This is a genomic window from Bradyrhizobium sp. WYCCWR 12699, from assembly GCF_032144035.1.
In the GTDB taxonomy this organism is placed as follows: Bacteria; Pseudomonadota; Alphaproteobacteria; order Rhizobiales; family Xanthobacteraceae; genus Bradyrhizobium.
Genome location: NZ_JAVTJN010000030.1, coordinates 132,496 through 152,297, shown reverse-complemented (window position 1 = coordinate 152,297; position 19,802 = coordinate 132,496). Strand labels below are relative to the sequence as shown.

General features: G+C 65.6%; 21 protein-coding genes. 11 read left to right on the top strand and 10 right to left on the bottom strand.

Features of this window, described 5'->3' with window-relative positions; genetic code table 11:
• Nucleotides 1-11 precede the first annotated feature (11 nt).
• A complete protein-coding gene (locus tag RPS27_RS11500; protein ID WP_212065097.1) occupies nt 12-746 on the top strand; it encodes an MBL fold metallo-hydrolase in 735 nt (244 codons plus the stop codon).
• A gap of 1 nt (nt 747) precedes the next feature.
• A complete protein-coding gene (locus RPS27_RS11495) occupies nt 748-2,073 on the top strand; it encodes an MATE family efflux transporter (RefSeq protein WP_211415577.1) in 1,326 nt (441 codons plus the stop codon).
• 64 nt (nt 2,074-2,137) lie between these two features.
• On the opposite strand, the gene RPS27_RS11490 is transcribed toward RPS27_RS11495, so the two are convergent.
• Both RPS27_RS11490 and RPS27_RS11485 read right to left on the bottom strand, forming a co-directional pair.
• A complete protein-coding gene (locus tag RPS27_RS11490; protein WP_211415578.1) occupies nt 2,138-3,235 on the bottom strand; it encodes a quinone-dependent dihydroorotate dehydrogenase in 1,098 nt (365 codons plus the stop codon).
• Nucleotides 3,232-3,576: a DUF952 domain-containing protein gene (locus RPS27_RS11485; protein ID WP_212065098.1), complete on the bottom strand. Its 345-nt coding sequence runs from the start codon at nt 3,574-3,576 to the stop codon at nt 3,232-3,234. Before RPS27_RS11485 ends, RPS27_RS11490 begins: the two co-directional genes overlap by 4 nt.
• A 276-nt stretch (nt 3,577-3,852) precedes the next feature.
• Between RPS27_RS11485 and RPS27_RS11480 the strand changes: the two genes are divergently transcribed.
• A complete protein-coding gene (locus tag RPS27_RS11480; protein ID WP_212065099.1) occupies nt 3,853-4,506 on the top strand; it encodes a helix-turn-helix transcriptional regulator in 654 nt (217 codons plus the stop codon).
• A gap of 12 nt (nt 4,507-4,518) precedes the next feature.
• Here the strand turns inward: RPS27_RS11480 and RPS27_RS11475 are convergent, their stop codons facing one another.
• From RPS27_RS11475 to RPS27_RS11465, 3 genes are read right to left on the bottom strand one after another with little or no spacing between them, the layout of a single operon-like run.
• Nucleotides 4,519-5,205 (bottom strand): aquaporin, encoded by a 687-nt coding sequence (locus tag RPS27_RS11475; protein ID WP_283818336.1) that lies wholly within the window; start codon nt 5,203-5,205, stop codon nt 4,519-4,521.
• 26 nt (nt 5,206-5,231) lie between these two features.
• The gene (locus RPS27_RS11470; protein ID WP_212065100.1) at nt 5,232-5,723 is read right to left on the bottom strand and encodes a DUF3237 domain-containing protein; all 492 of its coding nucleotides are present in this window, start codon (nt 5,721-5,723) and stop codon (nt 5,232-5,234) included.
• Nucleotides 5,724-5,776: 53 nt separating this feature from the next.
• Complete coding sequence (locus tag RPS27_RS11465; RefSeq protein ID WP_212065101.1) at nt 5,777-6,235, bottom strand: ester cyclase; 459 nt, start codon at nt 6,233-6,235, stop codon at nt 5,777-5,779.
• A 93-nt stretch (nt 6,236-6,328) separates the two neighbouring features.
• On the opposite strand from RPS27_RS11465, the gene RPS27_RS11460 reads away from it, so the two are divergent.
• Both RPS27_RS11460 and RPS27_RS11455 read left to right on the top strand, forming a co-directional pair.
• Nucleotides 6,329-6,940 carry a TetR/AcrR family transcriptional regulator gene (locus RPS27_RS11460; protein ID WP_212065102.1) on the top strand — a complete coding sequence of 204 codons (612 nt, stop codon included), beginning with the start codon at nt 6,329-6,331 and terminating at the stop codon, nt 6,938-6,940.
• A gap of 97 nt (nt 6,941-7,037) precedes the next feature.
• Nucleotides 7,038-7,790 (top strand): carbonic anhydrase, encoded by a 753-nt coding sequence (locus tag RPS27_RS11455; protein ID WP_212065103.1) that lies wholly within the window; start codon nt 7,038-7,040, stop codon nt 7,788-7,790.
• A gap of 102 nt (nt 7,791-7,892) precedes the next feature.
• Here the strand turns inward: RPS27_RS11455 and RPS27_RS11450 are convergent, their stop codons facing one another.
• From RPS27_RS11450 to RPS27_RS11430, 5 genes are all read right to left on the bottom strand, one after another.
• Nucleotides 7,893-9,536: a lysine--tRNA ligase gene (locus tag RPS27_RS11450; RefSeq protein WP_212065104.1), complete on the bottom strand. Its 1,644-nt coding sequence runs from the start codon at nt 9,534-9,536 to the stop codon at nt 7,893-7,895.
• Between the two features lie 165 nt (nt 9,537-9,701).
• Nucleotides 9,702-10,637: a transporter substrate-binding domain-containing protein gene (locus tag RPS27_RS11445; protein ID WP_212065105.1), complete on the bottom strand. Its 936-nt coding sequence runs from the start codon at nt 10,635-10,637 to the stop codon at nt 9,702-9,704.
• 207 nt (nt 10,638-10,844) lie between these two features.
• A complete protein-coding gene (locus RPS27_RS11440) occupies nt 10,845-11,435 on the bottom strand; it encodes an SCO family protein (RefSeq protein ID WP_194404807.1) in 591 nt (196 codons plus the stop codon).
• A 24-nt stretch (nt 11,436-11,459) separates the two neighbouring features.
• Nucleotides 11,460-11,654 carry a hypothetical protein gene (locus tag RPS27_RS11435; protein WP_212065106.1) on the bottom strand — a complete coding sequence of 65 codons (195 nt, stop codon included), beginning with the start codon at nt 11,652-11,654 and terminating at the stop codon, nt 11,460-11,462.
• Nucleotides 11,655-11,762: 108 nt separating this feature from the next.
• A complete protein-coding gene (locus RPS27_RS11430; RefSeq protein ID WP_194404805.1) occupies nt 11,763-12,284 on the bottom strand; it encodes a hypothetical protein in 522 nt (173 codons plus the stop codon).
• Nucleotides 12,285-12,561: 277 nt separating this feature from the next.
• Between RPS27_RS11430 and RPS27_RS11425 the strand changes: the two genes are divergently transcribed.
• The 6 genes from RPS27_RS11425 (at nt 12,562) to pdeM (ending at nt 19,699) form a co-directional block, all read left to right on the top strand.
• A complete protein-coding gene (locus tag RPS27_RS11425; RefSeq protein ID WP_212065107.1) occupies nt 12,562-14,220 on the top strand; it encodes an FAD-binding dehydrogenase in 1,659 nt (552 codons plus the stop codon).
• A gap of 3 nt (nt 14,221-14,223) precedes the next feature.
• Entirely contained in the window at nt 14,224-15,144 is a 921-nt protein-coding gene (locus RPS27_RS11420; protein WP_212065108.1) for an alpha/beta hydrolase family esterase, read from the top strand.
• A gap of 115 nt (nt 15,145-15,259) precedes the next feature.
• Nucleotides 15,260-15,610, top strand: a complete 351-nt coding sequence (locus RPS27_RS11415) for a RidA family protein (RefSeq protein ID WP_194404802.1) — start codon at nt 15,260-15,262, stop codon at nt 15,608-15,610.
• A 154-nt stretch (nt 15,611-15,764) separates the two neighbouring features.
• Nucleotides 15,765-16,130 carry a nuclear transport factor 2 family protein gene (locus RPS27_RS11410; protein ID WP_194404801.1) on the top strand — a complete coding sequence of 122 codons (366 nt, stop codon included), beginning with the start codon at nt 15,765-15,767 and terminating at the stop codon, nt 16,128-16,130.
• Nucleotides 16,131-16,387: 257 nt separating this feature from the next.
• The gene (locus RPS27_RS11405) at nt 16,388-18,985 is read left to right on the top strand and encodes a ligase-associated DNA damage response DEXH box helicase (RefSeq protein WP_212065109.1); all 2,598 of its coding nucleotides are present in this window, start codon (nt 16,388-16,390) and stop codon (nt 18,983-18,985) included.
• Between the two features lie 42 nt (nt 18,986-19,027).
• Nucleotides 19,028-19,699, top strand: coding sequence for a ligase-associated DNA damage response endonuclease PdeM (gene pdeM, locus RPS27_RS11400; RefSeq protein ID WP_212065110.1), 672 nt, complete (start codon nt 19,028-19,030; stop codon nt 19,697-19,699).
• Nucleotides 19,700-19,802: the final 103 nt, after the last annotated feature.

Sequence of the window (19,802 nt, the reverse complement as noted above, 5' to 3'; positions counted from 1 at the left end):
GTCCGCAGCCGATGCAACTCCGTTTCGTCGGCTGCGGCGACGCCTTCGGCTCCGGCGGCAGGCTCAATACCTGCTTCCATATATCGGGGCGCGAGGCCAACTTCCTGATCGATTGCGGCGCGTCGGCTCTGCCGGCGCTGAAGCGGCTCGAGATTGATCGCGCCGACATCGACCTCATTCTCATCACGCATTTCCACGGCGACCATTTTGCCGGGCTGCCGTTCCTGCTGCTCGACGCCCAATTCTCCCGGCGGACGAGGCCCCTGACGATCGCGGGCCCGCAAGGCATCGAGCGGCGGCTGCGTGACGTCATGGAGGCGCTGTTCGAGCACTCATCGAAGACAAAACAGCGCTTCGAGCTCGATGTCGTCGAGCTCGCGCCCGGGCAAAGCCGGACATTCGGCACCGTGACGGTGACGCCGTACCCCGTGGTGCACGGCGAGTCCGGCGGCCCCTTCCTCGCCTACCGCGTCGAGGCCGAGGGCCGCACGCTCGCCTACAGCGCCGATACGGAATGGACGGAGACGCTCATTCCGCTGGCGCATGGCGCGGACCTTTTCATTGCCGAAGCCTATATGTACGAGAAGGTGGTCAAGAACCATCTCAGCCTGAAAACCCTGGAACAGCATCTGCCCGCCATCGGCGCAAAACGCCTCGTCCTCACCCATATGAGCGACGACATGCTCTCGCGCCTGGACGATATTGCGCATCTCGCCGCTGAAGACGGCATGGTCCTCGTATTCTGAGATGCACGCGCCCGTTCCCCTCAAGATCGGCTCCCGCCAGGTGTTCGCCATCGCCGGTCCCGCGATGGTGGCGAACCTCACCACGCCGCTGATCGGCATTGTCTCGACCACTGCGATCGGACGGCTCGACGATGCCGCGCTGCTCGGCGGCGTCGCCATCGCGTCGGTGATCTTCGACTGCCTGTTCTGGCTGTTCGGTTTCCTGCGCATGAGCACGCTCGCCTTCACCGCGCAATCGCTGGGCGCGGGCGACACGCGCGAGCCCGCCGCGATCCTGGCGCGCGGCTTCATCGTCGCCGGCGTGATCGGCGGCGCGCTGATCGTGCTGCAATGGCCGCTGGCCGCGGTGCTGTTCGACCTCATGGGCGGCAGCGAGGGGGTGACGCGGGCCGCACAGACCTACTTCAAGATCCGGATCTGGTCGTCGCCGTTCGCGCTCGCCAATTACGTCATCCTCGGCTGGCTGATCGGCCAGGCCCGCGCCAACTCGGCCTTGCTGCTTCAGGTCATCATCAACCTCGTCAACATGGCGGCGACGATCCTGCTGGTGCTGGTTTACGATGCCGGCATCGCCGGTGCCGCGATCGCCGCGCTGGTGTCGGAAGCGATCGGGTTCGTGCTCGGCGTGCTCGTCTGCCGCCATTATGCCGCGGGCGGCTTCGCCGTGCCCATCGCGACCCTGCTCGACCGCGACAAGCTGTTGCGGATGCTGGCGGTGAACTCCGACATCATGATCCGCACCGGGGCGCTGATCACCGTGTTCTTGTTCTTCACCGCCAAGGGCGCGCAGGCCGGCGACGTCACGCTGGCGGCCAATTCCGTGCTCAACAATTTCCTGTTCATCAGCGCCTTCTTCCTGGACGGCCTGGCCAATGCCGCCCAGCAGCTCTGCGGCCGCACCCTCGGCGCACGCGATGCAAAAGGCTTTGCCGCCTCGACCCGGCTGGTGCTGCTCTGGGGGCTCGGCTTCGCCATCGTCGTCGCGGTGCTGTTCGCGCTGTTCGGGCCGGCTCTGATCGATGTCATGACCGCGAGCGAAGACGTGCGCCGGGCCGCGCGCGAATTCCTGCCCTTCGTCGTGCTCGCGCCGATCCCCGGCGTGTTCGCCTTCGGCTTCGACGGCATCTATATCGGTGCGACCTGGGCGCGCGAGATGCGCAATTTGATGCTGGCTTCGCTCGCGATCTTCCTCGCCACCTGGTGGGCGCTGCAATCGTTCGGCAATGCCGGCCTGTGGTGGGCGCTGATGGCCTCCTACCTCTCGCGCGGCGGCTTGCAGGCCGCGCGCTATCCGGCGCAGTTCCGGGCGACGTTCGCGAAATCGTAGCTTGGGTGTCCCGGAGGCGTTGCAGGTGAAACGCTGCTGCGCAGAGCCGGGGCACGAGAGTGGCTTACATCCCCGGCCAGTCTTCCGCCGTCAGCGTCGCGGCATCCGCGCCGACGATCTCGGACAGCGAATCCCGCCCGGTGCGGAGCAGCGTCGAGGTGAGGTCGCGCTTGATCTCGTCGACGAGGCCGAGGCCCTTGTAGACCAGCGACGAATAGAGCTGGATTAGGCTCGCGCCCGCGCGGATCTTGGTCAGCGCGGCGCCGCCCGAATCCACGCCGCCGACGCCGATCAGCGGGAAGGCGCCCTCGACGCGCACATAGGTCTCCGCGACCATCCGCGTCGACAGGCGGAACAGCGGCCGGCCGGACAGGCCGCCTTGCTCCTTGGCGCGCATCTGCTCCCGCAGCGTACTCGGCCGCGCGATCGTCGTGTTCGACACGATCATACCGTCGACCCGGCGCGAGCGCGCGACCTGCACGACGTCGTCGAGCTGGGCGAGGCTGAGATCCGGTGCGATCTTGAGCAGCACCGGCGTGTCGCCGGCCTTCTGCCTGACCCGCTCGCGCGCGTCGATCACGCGCGCGAGGAGATCGTCGAGCAGCGCGCCTTCCTGAAGGTTGCGCAGGCCCGGCGTGTTCGGCGAGGACACGTTGACAGTGAAGTAGCTCGCGACCGGCGCGAAGGTCTCGATCAGCGTGACGTAATCGGCGACGCGATCGGGCGAATCCTTGTTGGCGCCGACATTGACGCCGACGATGCCGCCGTGCTGTGCGCGCGCGGCCAGGCGGCGCAGCGCGGCGTCCGCGCCGTCATTGTTGAAGCCCATGCGGTTGATGATGGCCTCGTCGCGCTCCAGCCGGAACAGCCGCGGCCGCGGATTGCCGGCTTGCGGCTTCGGCGTCACGGAGCCGATCTCGACAAAGCCGAAGCCGAGCCGAAGCAGCGCGTCCGGCACCTCCGCGCTCTTGTCGAAGCCGGCGGCCATGCCGATCGGGTTGGGGAAGTTGAGCCCGAAGGCGCGCATCGCGAGCTTGGGATCGTCCGCGCGCGGCTTGATCGGCGGCAGGAAGCGCAGGCCCTGGATCGCGAGCCGGTGCGCGTCTTCCGGATCGAGCCAGCGCAGCACCGGCAGGGAAAAGGCGTCGAAAGCGCGGATCACGGGGTAAGCTCCGGAACGTCGTGGCCGCCGTCGGAGCGGATGTTGAGGTTCATCACCGCGATGACGGCGCCGAGATCGAGCTCGCCATAGAGATGCGGAAACAGCTCCTCATTGCGCGAGCGCTCCCAGCGCAGTTCGCTGCCGAGCGCGTCGCCATCGACCTCGACTAGGAACAGCGCGCGCTGCCCGAAATAGTGCTTGCGCAGGGTCTCGGGAACCTGGGCGGCGGTCGAGAAATGGATGAAGCCGTCGCGCATATCGTCCGCGCTGCCGAGGTAGACACCCTGCCGCTCTGCCTCACGCCAGGCCGAGGCCAGACAGATTTTGTAGATCTTGACCACCGCTTGCGCAGCCCTATTTGCTCTTTGAGTCTTTTGGGTTTTTTCGTCTATTGCGGGTCCTCAAAAACCCCGGCGCGACCGTAAAGGCCGCCCCTGCCGAACTCAAGACCTCAGGCCATATCCGTTCCGAGGAAATCGGAACAGGGCTGCAGATTCTTGTTTTGGCGCGTTTTCTCGTCGCGAGCCGGTACCGGCCTCGCTTGCCTCTTGCGCGAAAAACGGAAAACCGGTTGATTTGAGGACAGTTTTCCTGAGTTGCGACGGGCTGGACCTTCCATGGTCAGACAGGCCAAAGCGCAGAGGATGCTGACTCACGACCAGATCTGGGTCGCGCTGGATCGGCTGGCGGCCCGCGCCGGTCTGTCGCCGTCCGGCCTTGCCAAGCGCGCCGGGCTCGATCCCACCACCTTCAACAGGTCCAAGCGCGTCACCTCTGACGGCCGCGAGCGCTGGCCCTCGACCGAGTCGATCGCAAAAGCGCTGGCGGCGACCGACTCCTCGATCGACAGCTTCGCCCGGCTGATCGACGATGATGCAGGCGACGGCCGCTCGGTCCCGATGCTCGGCTTCGCGCAGGCCAGCACGAGCGGCGCCTTCGACGAATCCGGCCTTCCCGCGGGAAAGGGCTGGACCGAAACCGCGCTTCCCACCACCGAGAACAGCGACACGTTTGCGCTGGAGATTTCCGGCGATGCGTTCGCCCCCGTTTACCGCGACGGCGACATCGTCCTGGTGTCGCCGGGCGCACCGATCCGCAAGGGCGATCGCGTGGTGGTGAAAAGCAAGGCGGGTGAGGTGACCATCGCGACGCTGAGGCGCCGTACCGCGAAGGCCCTGGAGCTGCAGTCGCTCGATGCGTCACCGGCCGGACGCACGATGGCCGTCGGGGAGGTGGCGTGGGTCGCGCGGATCGTGTGGACGAGCCAGTGACGGTGCTCGTCGTCAGCGCAAGCTCGGCACGAGCCAGCGAAACAACGCCACGGCCGCCACAGCGCCCAGCATTTCCGCGATGAGGAAGCCGGGGACGTCGATCGGACGAATTCCGGAGAAAGTGTCGGTGAATGCGCGCGCCAGAGCGACTGCTGGATTGGCAAAATCCGTCGCAGTGAACCAGAAGCCGGCCCCAATATAGGCGGCGACCGCTCCCGCAAGAGCGGAGGGCCGCACGCGCGAGCAGGTCCACACCATTCCGATCAGGCCAAACGTGATCAGGAATTCGCTCAGCCATTGCGAATGACCGCTGCGCAGATGGGATGACAGCGCGTAGAGCGGCACGTCGAACATCGCGTCAGCGATGGCGACGCCGGCGATGGCGCCGGCCAGCTGGGCTGGCACATATAATCCGGCGACGCGCGGCGCGATGTCGCCGCGAAATGCCAGTACCAGCGAGATCAGTGGATTGAAATGAGCGCCTGACAACGGCGCGAGCCAGACGATCAGGGCGTAGAGCGCTGCCCCCGTCGAGAGCGCATTTGCGAGCAAGGCCAGAGCGATATTGCCTGCGGCCAGCCTCTCGCCAAGGATACCGGAGCCCACGATCGCGATGAGGAGGTAGGCGGTGCCGAGTCCCTCTGCCACCAGTGACCGCGCGAGGGAAGGTCTGTCATTGCGACCACCGGCATGACGCAACTCGCTCACTGCATCCACGAAGCGTCTCACAGCACTTCGAAGATCTTGTAGGCGACCGCGCCCTCGACGAGATAGCCCTTGCCGACACAGACGATGTCGTTGAGCCAGGCGTAGCTCTGCGAGCCAGTTTCGAACAGCGGATTGGTGCGGAAGTAATATCCGGCGGGATCGACCTTGGTGCGCCGCGCGGGATGCGCCATCTCGGCGCGCAGAGCCTGCGGCGTCACCCAGCGGCCGCCATACGTCATGTAGATCAACTCGCCATCATGCGTCCGCAGCGACAGGCGGACATCGAGCGTCATGGTGCCATCGGCGCGAAACAAGGCCCAGTCACCGCCGCCCTGCAGCACCTCGCCGCGCAGGCGCGGGCCTTCGAACGATCCCTTGGCTGCACGGAACAGCACGCGCTGCCCGACGGGACCGGCACCGAAATTGAGGCGCGGATCGAGATCGACGACGATGTCCAGGAGATGCCGGGTCTCGAGATCGCCGACGGATTTGAGGCGGGGATCGGCCATGGTCCGGCACTCCTTGAATGTCTCGGATGGACGTCTTGAATGGAATGTGCCGGCTAAGCGGCCTGCGTCGCATCGCCAAACAGCTTGCGCCTGACCATGTCGGTCGAGAGGCCGGATTGGGCGCACAGTTCGGAGAGATCGAAGACGAAGCGTTCATGCGCGATTTTGTCGTCGCGAAAGGCGAAGGCGATGAACACGGGCAGCTCGGCGCGGCGTCCGTTGGGCTCGCCCCCGAAGCGATCGCCTGTCATCGTCATCCGGGCGGTGCCCCAGCAGATCAGCGTATCGGCGGAATTGGCGTGGCCGTCGAGCGTGACGTGATAGTCGGGGAAGGACTTGAAGAAGCGCGTCAGGATGCGCTCGTTTTCGGCGAGACCTTGCACCTTGGTGCCGAAGGCCGGCGTCTCCAGCACCATGTCCGGATGCAGCACCTCCAGCGCCGCAGGGACGTCCTGCCGGCTCTTCGCGATCGCCAGCCGTTCCGCCAGCTCGAACATCCGCCTGCCGTTCATGGGGCACCTCATGACATTCTATATGTCTAATACATACATCGTGTATGTTATATGCGGTTTGATACCGACGCGTCAAGCATTAGGTTGCGCGCGATGCGGGCGAAGGATCCTCCAAAGAGCCGTCGGGAAGAGTATAGCGAGGCCACCAGGCAGGCGCTGCTCGATGCCGGACGCGAAGCGTTCGCCGCCAATGGATTTCAGGCGGCGGGCATGGAGGCGATCTCGCGGGCGGCGCGGGTCACGCGCGGTGCGTTCTACCATCACTTCGAGGACAAGAAGGCGCTGTTCGACGCCGTGGTGGTTGCCATGCAGCGCGAGGCGGCCGCCAGGATCGAGGCCGCGGCAAGGGGCGAGCGCAAGATCTGGGACCGTCTCAGCGCCGGCATCGACGCCTATCTCGACGCCTGCGAAGAGCCGGCCTATGCGCGCATCGTCATCCAGGAAGCGCAGGCCGTGCTCGGCGAACCGCGCTATCGCGAGATCGAGGAGACCTATCCGACTGCGCTCCTGATCGCGACGCTGCGGGCGCTGAAGCGCGATGGCGAATTGAATGCGGAGGATGTCGATCTGCTCAGCCGGATGATCGACGCGATGATCTGCAAGATCGGGCTATTGCTCCCCTACGCGGACGATTCCAGGAAGCTGCGCAGAAACGGACAGAAGATCGTCGCGGAGGTATTGGAGACCTTCCGCAACAAGACGTGAGCTTTCCTGATCCCCGTGATCGCCATTGCGACTCACCGACCCTCTCGCATAGGTTGCGGCCGATATTGCCGGCCCAGGTTTATCTTAGGGGAATACGATGAATCGCCGTCATGCCTTGAAGGCCCTTGCGGGTCTCGCGCTCTGTCCGCTGTGCAAGCCGGCCTTTGCCGCCGAAGGCGTGCATTGGAGCTATGAGGGCGTCGGCGGCCCGGCCAAATGGGGCGATCTCGACGCGGCCAACAAGGCCTGCGCGGTCGGCCTGCAGCAATCGCCGATCGACATCGAGGGGACGATCAAGTCGCAATTGCCGGTTCTGAAACTGAATTGGGGCAAGAGCGCCGACACCATCGTCAACAACGGCCACACGATCCAGCTCAATTTCGCCGAGGGCAGCACGTTGATGCTCGGCGACGTCAAGTACAAGCTGCTTCAAGTGCACTTCCACCGGCCGAGCGAGCACATGATCGGCGGCAAGAATTTTCCGATGGAGGCGCATTTCGTCCATCGCAACGAGGCCGGCGGGCTCGCCGTGGTCGGCGTGCTGATGGCCGAGGGCAGGCCGAACGCGGCCTTCGGCAAGATCGTCAAGACCATGCCGGCGGCGGAAGGCCCGGCGGTGAAGGCCGATGCCGGCATCGATCCGCACGCCATGCTGCCGCAAAAGCTCAGCTATTTCCGCTATCCCGGCTCGCTGACGACGCCGCCGTGCTCGGAGGTGGTCGAATGGCTGCTGCTGACCACCCCGATCCAGGTGTCGGCCACCGACGTCGCCGCATTCGCAAAGCTCTATCCGATGAATGCGCGCCCGGTGCAGAAGGACAACAGGCGCTACGTGCTGAGGTCGATCTGAGCGGGAGTCCGTAGCCCGGATGGAGCGAAGCGCAATCCGGGACGGCTCGTGCTCTGGTGAGAACCCCGGATTTCGCTTCGCTCCATCCGGGCTACACCTGCCTCACGCGCTCCTTGCCAGCGCCCCGTCGATCATGTTGACCGCGTTCTGCACGCCGTACACCGCGACGAAGGAGCCGAAGCGCGGGCCCTTCTCCTGGCCGAGCAGCACCTGGTAGAGCATGTTGAACCAGTCCAGCGTGACGCCGGGGCGGCCGTCCTTGCCCTTCTTGACCTGGTCGAGGAACGGCTCGCGGCGGCCGATCTCGTAGACGACGTTCTGGATGTCCTCGGCCGAGGCGTCGGGCGCAAGCTGCGACAGCGCATCGCGCAGATCCTGCAGCGCCGCGCGCTCGGTGTCGGTGGGCACGCGGAACGTCTTCGTCGGCGCAACGAAATCGCGATAATAGTTGATGGCATAGCCGACCATCGCATCCAGCTTCGGATGCGTCTGCGGGCTGACGCCCGGGCGGTAGCGGCCGATGAAACCCCACAGCGTCTCGGCATTCTCCGCGTTCGACGACGACACCAGCGTCAACAGCAGCTGGAAGGTGACGGGCATGTCGCTCGTCGGCGGCTTGCCGTTGTGGATGTGCCAGACCGGATTGCCGAGCTGTTGCTTGCCGTCCTGCTTGGCAAAGCCGTCGCTGAACTGCTGATAGTCGTCGACGTTGCGCGGGATGACGTCGAAATACAGCCGCTTGGCCGCCTTGGGCTCGCGGTACATGAACAGCGACAGCGATTCCGGCGAGGCATAGCGCAGCCATTCGTCGATGGTCAGGCCGTTGCCCTTCGACTTCGAGATCTTCTGGCCCTTCTCGTCGAGGAAGAGCTCGTAATTGAAGCCTTCGGGCGGCGTGGCGCCGAGCGCCCGCGCGATGGCGCCGGAGAGCTTCACGGAATCGATCAGGTCCTTGCCGGCCATCTCATAGTCGACACCGAGCGCGACCCAGCGCATCGCCCAATCGGCCTTCCACTGACACTTGACGTTGCCGCCCGTCACCGGCGTCTCGACTTCCTGGTTGGTGTCGGGGTCGACATAGGTCACCGTGCCGGCCGCGACGTCGCGGCGGATCATCGGCACCTGCAGCACGACACCACTGGTCTTGCTGATCGGCAGGAACGGCGAATAGGTGGCGCGGCGATCGGGGCCGAGCGTCGGCAGGATGATGTCCATCACCTTGTCGTAGGCGGCGAGCATCTTGAGCAGCGTCGCGTCGAAGCGGCCCGACGTGTAATAGTCGGTCGAGCTCGCGAATTCGTAGTCGAAGCCGAAATGATCCAGAAACGCGCGCAGGCGCGCGTTATTGTGCGCGCCAAACGATGGGTATTCGTTGGAGAACGGATCCGGCACCCGCGTCAGCGGCTTGCCGATGTGCGCGGCCAGCATCTCCTTGTTGGGGACGTTGTCGGGCACCTTGCGGAAGCCGTCCATGTCGTCGGAGAAGGCGAGCAGGCGCGTCTTGATCTTGTCCTCGGTCAGCACGCGGAAGGCGTGCCGCACCATCGAGGTGCGCGCGACCTCGCCGAACGTGCCGATATGCGGCAGGCCGGACGGTCCGTAGCCGGTCTCGAACAGCACCTCGTCCTTCGGGCTCTTCTTCAGCCGCGCGACGATGGCCTTGGCCTGCTCGAACGGCCAGGCGTTGGATTGTTCGGCGAGCGCACGCAAATCGCTCGGGCTCATGCTGGGATCGATAACGGACATCAAGAAGGGCCTCCGGGCCGCGGAAAATAGCGATTTCCGGGCAGAATGCAAAAGAACGGTTGTTGTCATTCCGGGTCTGGTCCTTCGGACCATCCTGGAGCGACAGTTCAACAATCTCGGGATTCCGGGTTCGCGCTTCGCGCGCCCCGGAATGACGATTGATGGTCAGAACGGGCTCACCGAAAAATACCGCAGCCACAGATCGGTGTAGCGGCCTTTTTCCCAGACGCGGAACAGCGCCCAGTTCAGGGCCTGGCGCAGCACGTCGTTGCCCTTGCGCACGGCGATGCCGATGCCTTCGCCGAAGAAGCGGCTCTCGACGAAGGGGCCGCCGGAGAAGGCGCAGCAATCGCCGGAATCGGTGCCGTTGATCCAGAACGCGAGCGAGATGGCGTCGCCGAAGATGAAATCGACCTCGCCCTTGCGCAAAGCTGCGCGCATCGCATCGTCACTGGGATAGGGATGCAACTCGGCATCGGTGAACATGGCCTTGAGGTAGGCTTCGTGCGCCGAGCCGGCGATGACGCCGACCTTCTTGCCCTCGAGATATTCGGGGCGGATCTCCGGCATCACCGCGTCCTTGCGCGAGGCGAAGCGCGCCGGCACGCGGTAATAGGGATCGGTGAAATCGACCCGGGCGCGCAGCTGCGGGCTCACCGCCATCGAGGCGATGATGGCATCGCCCCGGTTGGAGGAGAGCGCGTCGACCAGCGTCTCGAAGCGGCGCATCTGCACGGTGCAGGTGACCTTGATCTCCTCGCACAGGCTGCGGGCGAGATCGACGTTGAAGCCGGCCGGGTTGCCGTCGGCGCCGGTGTAGTTGAATGGCGGATAATCGGTCTCGGTCAGGAAGCGGATCACGGTCAGGCGCGACAGGTCGGGCCGCTCGGGGCGCCGCCGCGGGTCCCAGAACCCGGGCACGGCCTGCGGGGCCGCCTGGGGCGCGACCTGCGGCGTGGCCTGGGGGACCGCCGGGGCTTGCTTGGCAGGAGCCTGGGCGTTCGCGACGGGCGGGGCCGCGAGCAGGCAGGCGCCCACGACGAGCCCGGGCAGCAAGCTACGGGCAGATTTGGACGATTTCGCCTGTTGCGATGGAGCCATCGGCCGGAAATGAACGAATTTCGTTGGGATCGGAGGGCCTTATAGACCATCCCGGCGGGAACGCGAGCCGAAATGCGGATAGGTAAAAATCCCTCCGCCGTCATGCCCGGGCTTGTCCCGGGCATCCACGAACTTTCCGGCCGCCCCAAGAACATGGATGGCCGGGACGAGCCCGGCCATGATGACGTGGAATGCCTCGTTCGGCCCTCAGAGATACTTCTTCAAATCCGCCGCGGCCTCTTCCGGTGTCCGCTTCAGATTGAACGGGGAGACGAAGCGGCCGTCGCGATCCATCAGGTAGATCAGCGCGGTGTGGTCCATGGTGTAGTCGCCGTCCTTGGTCGGGACCTTCTTGGCGTAGACCCGGTACGAGGTGACGACCTTGGCGGTCTCGGCGGGATCGCCGGACAGGCCTTCGAGGTGCGGATCGAAGCTCGACAGATATTCCTTCATGGTCGCCGGCGTATCGCGCTCGGGATCGACCGAGATGAAGACGGCGTTGACCTTGTCGGCATCCTTGCCCAGCGCGCGCAGCACTTCCGAGATCTCGAACAGCGAGGTCGGGCAGACGTCGGGGCAATGGGTGTAGCCGAAGAAGATCAAGGTCGGCTTGCCCTTCAGGTTCTTGTCGGTGACGGCCTTGCCGTTCTGGTCGGTGAGCTGGAACGGGCCGCCGATCGCGGCCGGCTGCGCCACCTTGCTGACCCCGCCCATGGCCCAGAACATGATCAGCAGCCCGACGACGAGGCTTGCGGCGAAGGCGGTCGCGATCACCAGCGGACGGGTGGCGGAGCTCATGAGCGGAAAACTTCCTGTCGCGGATCAGAAGCAGGCGGCGAAACCGGTCCTGATCATTTCGAAGAACATCTGCGTGCCGTAGTGGAACCACAGCGCCAGGGCGCCGAGCACGAGCAATCCAGAGGTCGCCGCGCCCGCCCACAGCAGCACGGAAGGCGTCCGGCCGGCAGTGGGCGAATTGTCCTGTAGCGGATGCGTCGGGTGCACTGGTTGAGCCATGACAACGATCGGGGGGGCGAAGGCCCGGTTCCAAGCTCTCAGATAAGCTTTGGCCCGCCAGCGGGCAAGCCACGGGCGGGCCGGAACGGTTTCGTCAGGCTGAGAGGGTCAGTGCAGGAGCTGGCCCCGGGCAGATTCGATCTGGTCCGTTTGCGGGAGAGGACGCCGCGCCGGCTTGATGGTCGAGGCCTGCGCGTCCAGGTAGCAGGGCTTGTACATGGCCTGGAGCTGCCTGCCCTTCAGGAAGAGCATGTGCGGGGTGAGGCCGCCGCGCTGGCTGATCCAGCGCTTCACCTGCGAGGGGTACATCGCATAGAGCATCTGGGTCGCCTCGGCATTGGTGACGGCCCGGCCATTGCTGCCGAAATCCCAGGCTGCGTGGAAGCCGAGCGTCGCGCTCGAGGTCACGCAGATGCGGTCATGTGGGATGGCGCCGAGGACGATGGTGCAGGCGGATGCGCAGAGGCCGTCGATGATGACGGTCTCGCCTGATTGCCTGAGGTCCTGGTACTTGTCGACGTAGGTTCCAATTCGCCCACCGCGGTCATCCGCGATCCGAACCACCGCGTGAGAAGCCCCCATGCCAGCGATCAGCAGAACCGCCGCAAGCAACCCCGTCAGAAACTTCATTGGCCCCCGCCCCAGTCGAATTCGAATCTGCGTGTCAGGTGGTGATGCACGGCTAGCGTCCGTCGTAACCGAGGTTTTGTCTAGGCAGGCCGGCTGGCTCAAAACAAATTCAAATCCAGTGTTGCGTCCGCGCTGCACTCGAAGGGTCTCTATCCCAAAGTGGAACAAGTTAACGATGTCTTGCGCGCCACGCCCTTGATCTCAGTTACAACCGCTGGCTTCAATCCGGGCGATTACAGGGGGGAACTCATGGGGACGAACTTGGAGGGGGACATGCATGGCTGAGGAAACGGACGTCATCGTCGTCGGCGCGGGACTGTCGGGCCTCGTGGCCGCCACCGAGATTGCCGACGCCGGCAAGCGCGTGATCGTGGTCGATCAGGAAGGCGAGCAGTCGATCGGCGGCCAGGCATTCTGGTCGTTCGGCGGATTATTCCTGGTCGATTCGCCCGAGCAGCGCCGGCTCGGCATCAAGGATTCCTTCGACCTCGCCATGCAGGACTGGATCGGCGCCGCCGGCTTCGACCGCGACGAGGATTTCTGGCCGCGGCAATGGGCCGAGGCCTATGTCGCCTTCGCGGCCGGTGAGAAGCGCGCCTGGCTGCGGGCGATGGGCCATCGCATCTTTCCCGTGGTCGGCTGGGCCGAGCGGGGCGGCTATGACGCGATGGGGCACGGCAATTCCGTGCCGCGCTTTCACGTCACCTGGGGCACCGGGCCCGGCATCGTCGAGCCGTTCGAGCGCCGCGCGCGCGAGGCGATGAAGAGCGGCCGGCTGAGCTTCAGGTTCCGCCACCGCGTCGACGCGCTTTCGATCAGCAACGGCACGGTGGATGGCGTCAGCGGCGCCGTGCTCGCCCCTGATAACGTCGAGCGCGGCAAGAGCTCGTCGCGCAACGTCGTCGGCGAGTTCGCGCTGAAGGCGCAGGCCGTGATCGTGGCGTCCGGCGGCATCGGCGGCAATCACGAGCTGGTCCGGCAGAACTGGCCGAAGCGGCTCGGCGATCCCCCGAAATTCATGATCTCCGGCGTGCCCGAGCATGTCGACGGCCGCATGATCGGCATCACGGAGACAGCGGGTGCGCGGCTGATCAACCGCGACCGCATGTGGCATTATGTCGAGGGCATCCAGAACTGGAATCCCATCTGGCCGCGCCACGGCATCCGCATCCTGCCCGGCCCCTCCTCGATGTGGTTCGACGCGACGGGCACGCGACTGCCGGCACCGCTGTTCCCCGGCTCCGATACGCTCGGCCAGCTCAAATACATCATGTCGACCGGCTATGATTATTCCTGGTTCATCCTGACCCAGAGCATCATCAAGAAGGAGTTTGCGCTGTCGGGCTCCGAGCAGAACCCCGATTTGACCGGCAAGAGCTGGCGCATGACGATCAAGCGCGCCACCAACAAGGGTGCGCCGGCGCCGGTGGAGGCGTTCAAAAGCCATGGTGTCGACTTCATCGTGCGCGACAAGATCGAGGACCTCGTTGCGGAGATGAACAAGCTTGCCGGCAGCGACCTCCTCAAGCTCGAGCATATCAGGATGCAGATCGAGGCGCGCGACCGCGAGATCGCCAATCCCTACGTCAAGGACGCGCAGGTGATGAACATCCACAATGCGCGCCGCTATATCGGCGACAAGTTGATCCGCACCGCCTCACCCCACCGGATCCTGGATCCCGCGCAGGGGCCGCTGATCGCGGTCAAGCTCAACATCCTCACCCGCAAGACGCTCGGCGGCTTCGAGACAGATCTCGACTCGCGCGTGTTCGGCGGCGAGGGCAGTGTCATTCCCGGCCTCTATGCCGTCGGCGAGGCCGCCGGCTTCGGCGGCGGCGGCGTGCATGGTTATCGCTCGCTCGAAGGCACCTTCCTCGGCGGCTGTCTGTTCTCGGGCCGCAATGCGGGCCGCGCGGCGGCAAAGGCGGTCGGGTAGATCATGCGGCATTGGATGCTGCGCATCGGCGCGCTGGTTGCGGCATTGGCCGCCGCATCGCCGGCATCCGCCGAGACGATCGACGTTAACGGTACGAAGCGTTCCTATACCGCGCAGCTGCCGGCCAGGAAGCCCGCACCGCTCGTCATCGTGCTGCATGGCAAGACCCAGCGCGGCGCCGACATGATCTCGCGGACGGCTTGGCCGCAGGTCGCAAAGCGCGAGGGCCTGGCCGTGGTCTTTCCCGACGGGCTCAATCATGCATGGGCGGATGCACGAACGAAGGCGGGGCCCGCGCTCAGCGGGCCGCCTCCGGGCACCGACGACGTCGCCTTCATCGCAAAGCTCGTCGAGAAGCTGGTGGCTGACGGGACGGCCGATGCAAAGCGCGTCTTCGTCGCGGGCATCTCCAATGGCGGCGCCATGGCGATGACGCTGGCTTGCGCCCGCGCCGATTTGTTCGCGGCCGGCGCCAGCGCGATCATGAACCTCACCGACGAGGCCGCCGTCACCTGCCATCCGTCACGACCGCTGCCGATGCTGCTCATGAACGGCACGGCCGATCCGCTAGTGCCTTACGAGGGCGGACGCGGATCGAGCTATTATGCCGCAGACGGATTCTGGTCGACCGAGGAGACATTGGCGTTCTGGCGCAAGCTCAATGGCTGCGAGACGGGGGACGCGGCGGCGGCCGATCTGCCTGACAAGACTCCTGCGGATCAATCCACGGTCACCCGGATCACCTCGCGCTGTCCTGCAGGCCACGACGTCGTGCTCTACCGCGTCAATCATGGCGGCCATCGCATGCCCGGGTCTTCTTCGGATGCCCGCTTCCCCAGGGTCGCGACGAAGATGCTCGGGCCGCAGAACAGCGACATCGACGGCGCCGAGACGATCTGGGCTTTTTTCAGTCAGTTTCCGTAAGTGCCGCATGTGCGGCGGTGACGCATGCACCGCAGATAACGCATGCGTGCCGGGGGTGGCACCGCGAAGGGCTCTGGGCTAGACAGGGCCGCCATTCCAGTGAGGAGATCCGCAAATGAGCATCGAGCGTTTCGAAACCGGCCCGCGCATGAGCCAGGTCGTCGTGCACGGCAACACCGTCTATCTCGCCGGTGTCGTCGCCAACAAGGCCGCCGGCGAAAGCGTGACGAAACAGACCCAGGACATCCTGGCGACCATCGACGGCCATCTCGCCAAGGCCGGCACCGACAAGTCGAAGCTGCTCTCGGCCACGATCTACATCACCGATATGAAGACCTTCGGCGAGATGAACGCGGTGTGGGACGCCTGGGTCTCGCCCGGCAACACCCCCGCGCGCGCCACCGTCGAAGCCAAGCTGGCGGCGCCGCAATACACCGTCGAGATCATGGTGGTTGCCGCGAAGTAGTCTTCACGAGCAATTCGCATGCGATGGGGAGCGCGATGACGAGATCATCGCGCTCCTTTTTTGCGCAAAGATGACCCGCGAGGTAATCGATCCGCGCGCGCGAACCTTCGATAGTCAGGGACAGCCGATCACGGCCCCATCGAAGGAGAGCACCATGACCGACCCCGTCACCATCGCCCGCCGCTACATCGAGCTCTGGAACGAGCGCACGGCCGGCCGACGCCGCGAGCTGCTCAGCGAGAACTGGACCAATGATGCGAGCTATGTCGATCCCCTGATGAAGGGCGACGGCCGCGACGGCATCGAGGCGCTGATATCAGGCGTGCAGCAGCGCTTTCCCGATTTCAAGTTCAAGCTGATCGGCGAGCCCAACGGCTACGGCGACCACATCCGCTTTTCCTGGGGACTTGGTCCCGACGGCACCGACAGCCCGATCAAGGGCACGGATTTCGCCGTGCTGAAGGACGGCCGGATCAGGAGCGTGACCGGATTTCTCGATCAGGTGCCGGCCGGGGCGTGAGGCTGCTGCCCTCTCCTTGTACGGGGAGGAACCACTCCGGCTTCACAAGAGGTCGTCATGCCCGGGCAAAAGCGCGAAGCGCGTCTCGCGCTAGATGTCCCGGGCATCCACGTTCTCGGTGCGCCGTCAGCAGGCGTGGATGGCCGGGTCAAGCCCGGCCATGACGATCTAAAGACCTGCTCGCCTCGAATCGGCAGCGCGTACACGAAGGCCCGCCCCCCTCGACGAAGCCATTGCCACGGCCTACCTGTCATGGTGTGACCCGCCGTATCCCTAGAATTCAGGCCGAGCCGGCCGTGCTGCTGCCTGGCCGCTTCCAGCAATGGTTTGCAGGCCGGGGCTGGTCGCCGCGCGCGCATCAATTGGCGCTGCTGGAGAAGGCGCACGAGGACGCCAGCGCCCTGTTGATCGCTCCGACCGGCGCCGGCAAGACGCTGGCGGGATTTCTGCCGTCGCTGGTGGAGCTTTCGACGGAGGCGGCTGAGCGGAAGGCGGCTGAGAAGCAAAGCCTCGTCTCCACCGGCCGCGGCGTGCAACGTTCCGGCGGCCTGCACACGCTCTACATCTCGCCGCTGAAGGCGCTCGCCGTCGACATCGCGCGCAATCTGGAGCGGCCGATCGCGGAGATGGCGCTGCCGATCAAGGTCGAGACCCGCACCGGCGACACGCCGGTGTCGCGGCGCCAGCGGCAGCGGCGCTATCCGCCCGATGTGTTGCTGACGACGCCCGAGCAGCTTGCGCTGCTGTTGTCCTCCGACGACGCGCCGTTCCTGTTCTCGTCCCTCAAGCGCATCGTGCTCGACGAGCTTCACGCGCTGGTGACGTCCAAGCGCGGCGATCTGCTCTCGCTCGGGCTTGCACGGCTGTGGCGGCTGGCGCCGCAGATGCGCGCGATCGGCCTGTCGGCAACGGTGGCGGAGCCGGAGCAACTGGCGCGCTTCCTGGTGCCGCAACCCGATGGCCAGGAACGGGCAGCCGACATCGTCGTCGCCGGCGGTGCCGCGCCGCCCGAGGTGGAGATGCTGGACACGCGCGAGCGCCTGCCGTGGGCAGGTCACAGTGCGCGCCATGCGCTGCCTGAGATCTACGAGCTGATCAAGGCGAACAAGACCACGCTGGTTTTCGTCAACACCCGCAGCCAAGCCGAGATGCTGTTCCAGAATCTCTGGAGCATGAATGACGACGGCCTTGCCATTGCGCTGCATCACGGCTCGCTCGACGTCGCCCAGCGCCGCAAGGTCGAGGACGCGATGTCGGCAGGACGCTTGCGCGGCGTGGTCTGCACCTCCTCGCTCGACCTCGGCGTCGACTGGGGCGATGTCGATCTCGTGGTCAATATCGGCGCGCCCAAGGGATCCTCGCGCCTGATGCAGCGGATCGGCCGCGCCAACCACCGCCTCGACGAGGCCTCGCGCGCGGTGCTGGTGCCCGCCAATCGTTTCGAGGTGCTGGAGTGCCGCGTCGCGATCGACGCCATCGCCGAGAACGCGCAGGATACACCGCCGTTGCGCACGGGCGCGCTCGACGTGCTGGCCCAGCATGTGCTCGGCTGTGCCTGCGGCGAGCCGTTCCTCTCCGATGAGCTCTATGCCGAGGTACGCACCGCAGCGCCCTACGCCGAGCTGTCACGGCAGGATTTCGACGACGTCGTCGATTTCGTCGCCTCCGGCGGCTACGCGCTGAAGACCTATGAACGCTTCGCCCGCATCAAGCAGGACAAGGAGGGCCGCTGGCGCGTCGCCAATCCCAAGGTGCGGCAGAGCTACCGGATGAATGTCGGCACCATCGTCGAAGACGACATGCTGAAGGTGCGGCTGGTGCGTTCGCGCGGCGGCGGTGCGGGAAAGGCAGGCGGATCGACCGGCGTGATCGCGCGTGGCGGCCGGTTGCTCGGCGAGATCGAGGAAGCCTTCATCGAGGGCCTCAGCCCCGGCGACACGTTCGTGTTCTCCGGCGAGGTGGTGCGCTACGAAACAATGGTCGAGGACCAGGTCTACGTCTCGCGCGCGCATGACAAGGACCCGAAGGTGCCGTCCTATATGGGCGGCAAGTTTCCGCTCTCGACCTATCTTGCCGAACGCGTGCGCCGGCTGCTCGACGACGGCCGCGCATGGGGCGGCTTGCCGGAGCAGGTGCGCGACTGGCTGTCGCTGCAGAAGGATGTCAGCAAAGTGCCTGCGGTGCGTGAGCTGCTGGTCGAGAGCTTTCCCCGCGCCAACAAGCATTATCTGGTCTGCTATCCCTTCGAAGGCCGCCTCGCGCATCAGACCCTCGGCATGCTGCTGACGCGGCGGCTGGAGCGCGCCCGCGCGCGGCCGCTCGGCTTCGTCGCCAATGAATATGCGGTGGCGATCTGGGCGCTCGGCGATCTCTCCTTCATGATCCGCGACGGCCGGATCGATCTCGACGCGCTGTTCGACCCCGACATGCTCGGCGACGATCTCGAGGCCTGGCTTGCCGAATCCGCGCTGATGAAGCGCACCTTCCGCAACTGCGCGATCATCTCCGGCCTGATCACGCGCCGGCACACCGGCGAAGAGAAGAGCCGCCGCCAGGTGCTGTTCTCGACCGATCTCGTCTATGACGTGCTGCGTAAGCACCAGGCCGATCACGTCCTGTTGCGCGCCGCGCGCGCCGATGCTGCCACCGGCCTGCTCGATTTGCGCCGCCTCAGCGACATGCTGATGCGCATCCAGGGTCGCATCACGCTGCGGGAACTCGACCGCGTTTCTCCGCTGGCTGTCCCCGTGATGCTGGAAATCGGCCGCGAGTCAGTTTATGGCGAGGCTGCAGACGAGCTTTTGGCCGAAGCCGCCGACGAGCTCGTCAAAGAGGCGATGGATAGAAGCGGGTAAGACGTGACGACAGGCGCGCAGGTTTCAGGGGATGTCGACGACATGCGCGTGTCCACAGTCACCGTCAGCGATGTGACCTTCGCCGCCGATCTCTCCGGCGCGCTGTTCTGGGAGGAGCAGCGCCTGCTCGTCGTCTCCGACCTGCATCTGGAAAAAGGCTCCAGCTTCGCCATGCGCGGCGTGCTGCTGCCGCCTTACGACACGCTGGCGACGCTGAGCCGTCTCGCTGCTGTCATCTCCCGCCATGATCCGCGCACCGTGATCGCGCTCGGCGACAGCTTTCACGACCGCACGGCGCACGAGCGATTGTCGCCAGATGATCGCGAGGCCGTCGCCGCGCTGCAGGCCGGGCGCGACTGGATCTGGATCTCCGGCAACCACGATCCGATGCTGCCGCGCGATCTCGGCGGCACCGTCGCCGAAGAGGTCGCGATCGGCCCGATCACGTTTCGCCACGAGCCGACCGGCGCACACGGCGAGATCGCCGGCCATCTCCATCCCAAGGCGCGCGTCTCCGCGCGCGGCCGCTCCATGGAGCGCCGCTGCTTCGCCTCCGACGGGATGCGCGCGGTGATGCCGGCGTTCGGCGCTTATGCCGGCGGCCTCAGCATTCGCGACGCCGCCTTCGCCAAGATCTTTCCGGCCAATGGCTTCGTCGCTCATCTGCTCGGCGACCGCCGCGTCCATGCCATTGCGGCCTCACGCTGCTATTGAGCCGGTCGAATAGGACAGCACTACGGTCGGTAGTTTTCCGGAATCGCCCAAGCGCGTTGCCGGCTCTAACGTCACGCTTGCCGGGGCTGGCATTTCTGATCCC

What these genes read in the sequence shown, in the direction of transcription:
- RPS27_RS11450 (WP_212065104.1), bottom strand. Translation starts at nt 9,536, where the DNA reads ATGTCCGTTATCGATCCCAGCATGAGCCCGAGCGATTTGCGTGCGCTC.
- RPS27_RS11480 (WP_212065099.1), top strand. Translation starts at nt 3,853, where the DNA reads ATGGTCAGACAGGCCAAAGCGCAGAGGATGCTGACTCACGACCAGATC.
- RPS27_RS11460 (WP_212065102.1), top strand. Translation starts at nt 6,329, where the DNA reads ATGCGGGCGAAGGATCCTCCAAAGAGCCGTCGGGAAGAGTATAGCGAG.
- RPS27_RS11470 (WP_212065100.1), bottom strand. Translation starts at nt 5,723, where the DNA reads ATGGCCGATCCCCGCCTCAAATCCGTCGGCGATCTCGAGACCCGGCAT.
- RPS27_RS11455 (WP_212065103.1), top strand. Translation starts at nt 7,038, where the DNA reads ATGAATCGCCGTCATGCCTTGAAGGCCCTTGCGGGTCTCGCGCTCTGT.
- RPS27_RS11500 (WP_212065097.1), top strand. Translation starts at nt 12, where the DNA reads ATGCAACTCCGTTTCGTCGGCTGCGGCGACGCCTTCGGCTCCGGCGGC.
- RPS27_RS11465 (WP_212065101.1), bottom strand. Translation starts at nt 6,235, where the DNA reads ATGAACGGCAGGCGGATGTTCGAGCTGGCGGAACGGCTGGCGATCGCG.
- RPS27_RS11425 (WP_212065107.1), top strand. Translation starts at nt 12,562, where the DNA reads ATGGCTGAGGAAACGGACGTCATCGTCGTCGGCGCGGGACTGTCGGGC.
- RPS27_RS11420 (WP_212065108.1), top strand. Translation starts at nt 14,224, where the DNA reads ATGCGGCATTGGATGCTGCGCATCGGCGCGCTGGTTGCGGCATTGGCC.
- pdeM (WP_212065110.1), top strand. Translation starts at nt 19,028, where the DNA reads ATGCGCGTGTCCACAGTCACCGTCAGCGATGTGACCTTCGCCGCCGAT.
- RPS27_RS11410 (WP_194404801.1), top strand. Translation starts at nt 15,765, where the DNA reads ATGACCGACCCCGTCACCATCGCCCGCCGCTACATCGAGCTCTGGAAC.
- RPS27_RS11430 (WP_194404805.1), bottom strand. Translation starts at nt 12,284, where the DNA reads ATGAAGTTTCTGACGGGGTTGCTTGCGGCGGTTCTGCTGATCGCTGGC.
- RPS27_RS11445 (WP_212065105.1), bottom strand. Translation starts at nt 10,637, where the DNA reads ATGGCTCCATCGCAACAGGCGAAATCGTCCAAATCTGCCCGTAGCTTG.
- RPS27_RS11440 (WP_194404807.1), bottom strand. Translation starts at nt 11,435, where the DNA reads ATGAGCTCCGCCACCCGTCCGCTGGTGATCGCGACCGCCTTCGCCGCA.
- RPS27_RS11415 (WP_194404802.1), top strand. Translation starts at nt 15,260, where the DNA reads ATGAGCATCGAGCGTTTCGAAACCGGCCCGCGCATGAGCCAGGTCGTC.
- RPS27_RS11435 (WP_212065106.1), bottom strand. Translation starts at nt 11,654, where the DNA reads ATGGCTCAACCAGTGCACCCGACGCATCCGCTACAGGACAATTCGCCC.
- RPS27_RS11495 (WP_211415577.1), top strand. Translation starts at nt 748, where the DNA reads ATGCACGCGCCCGTTCCCCTCAAGATCGGCTCCCGCCAGGTGTTCGCC.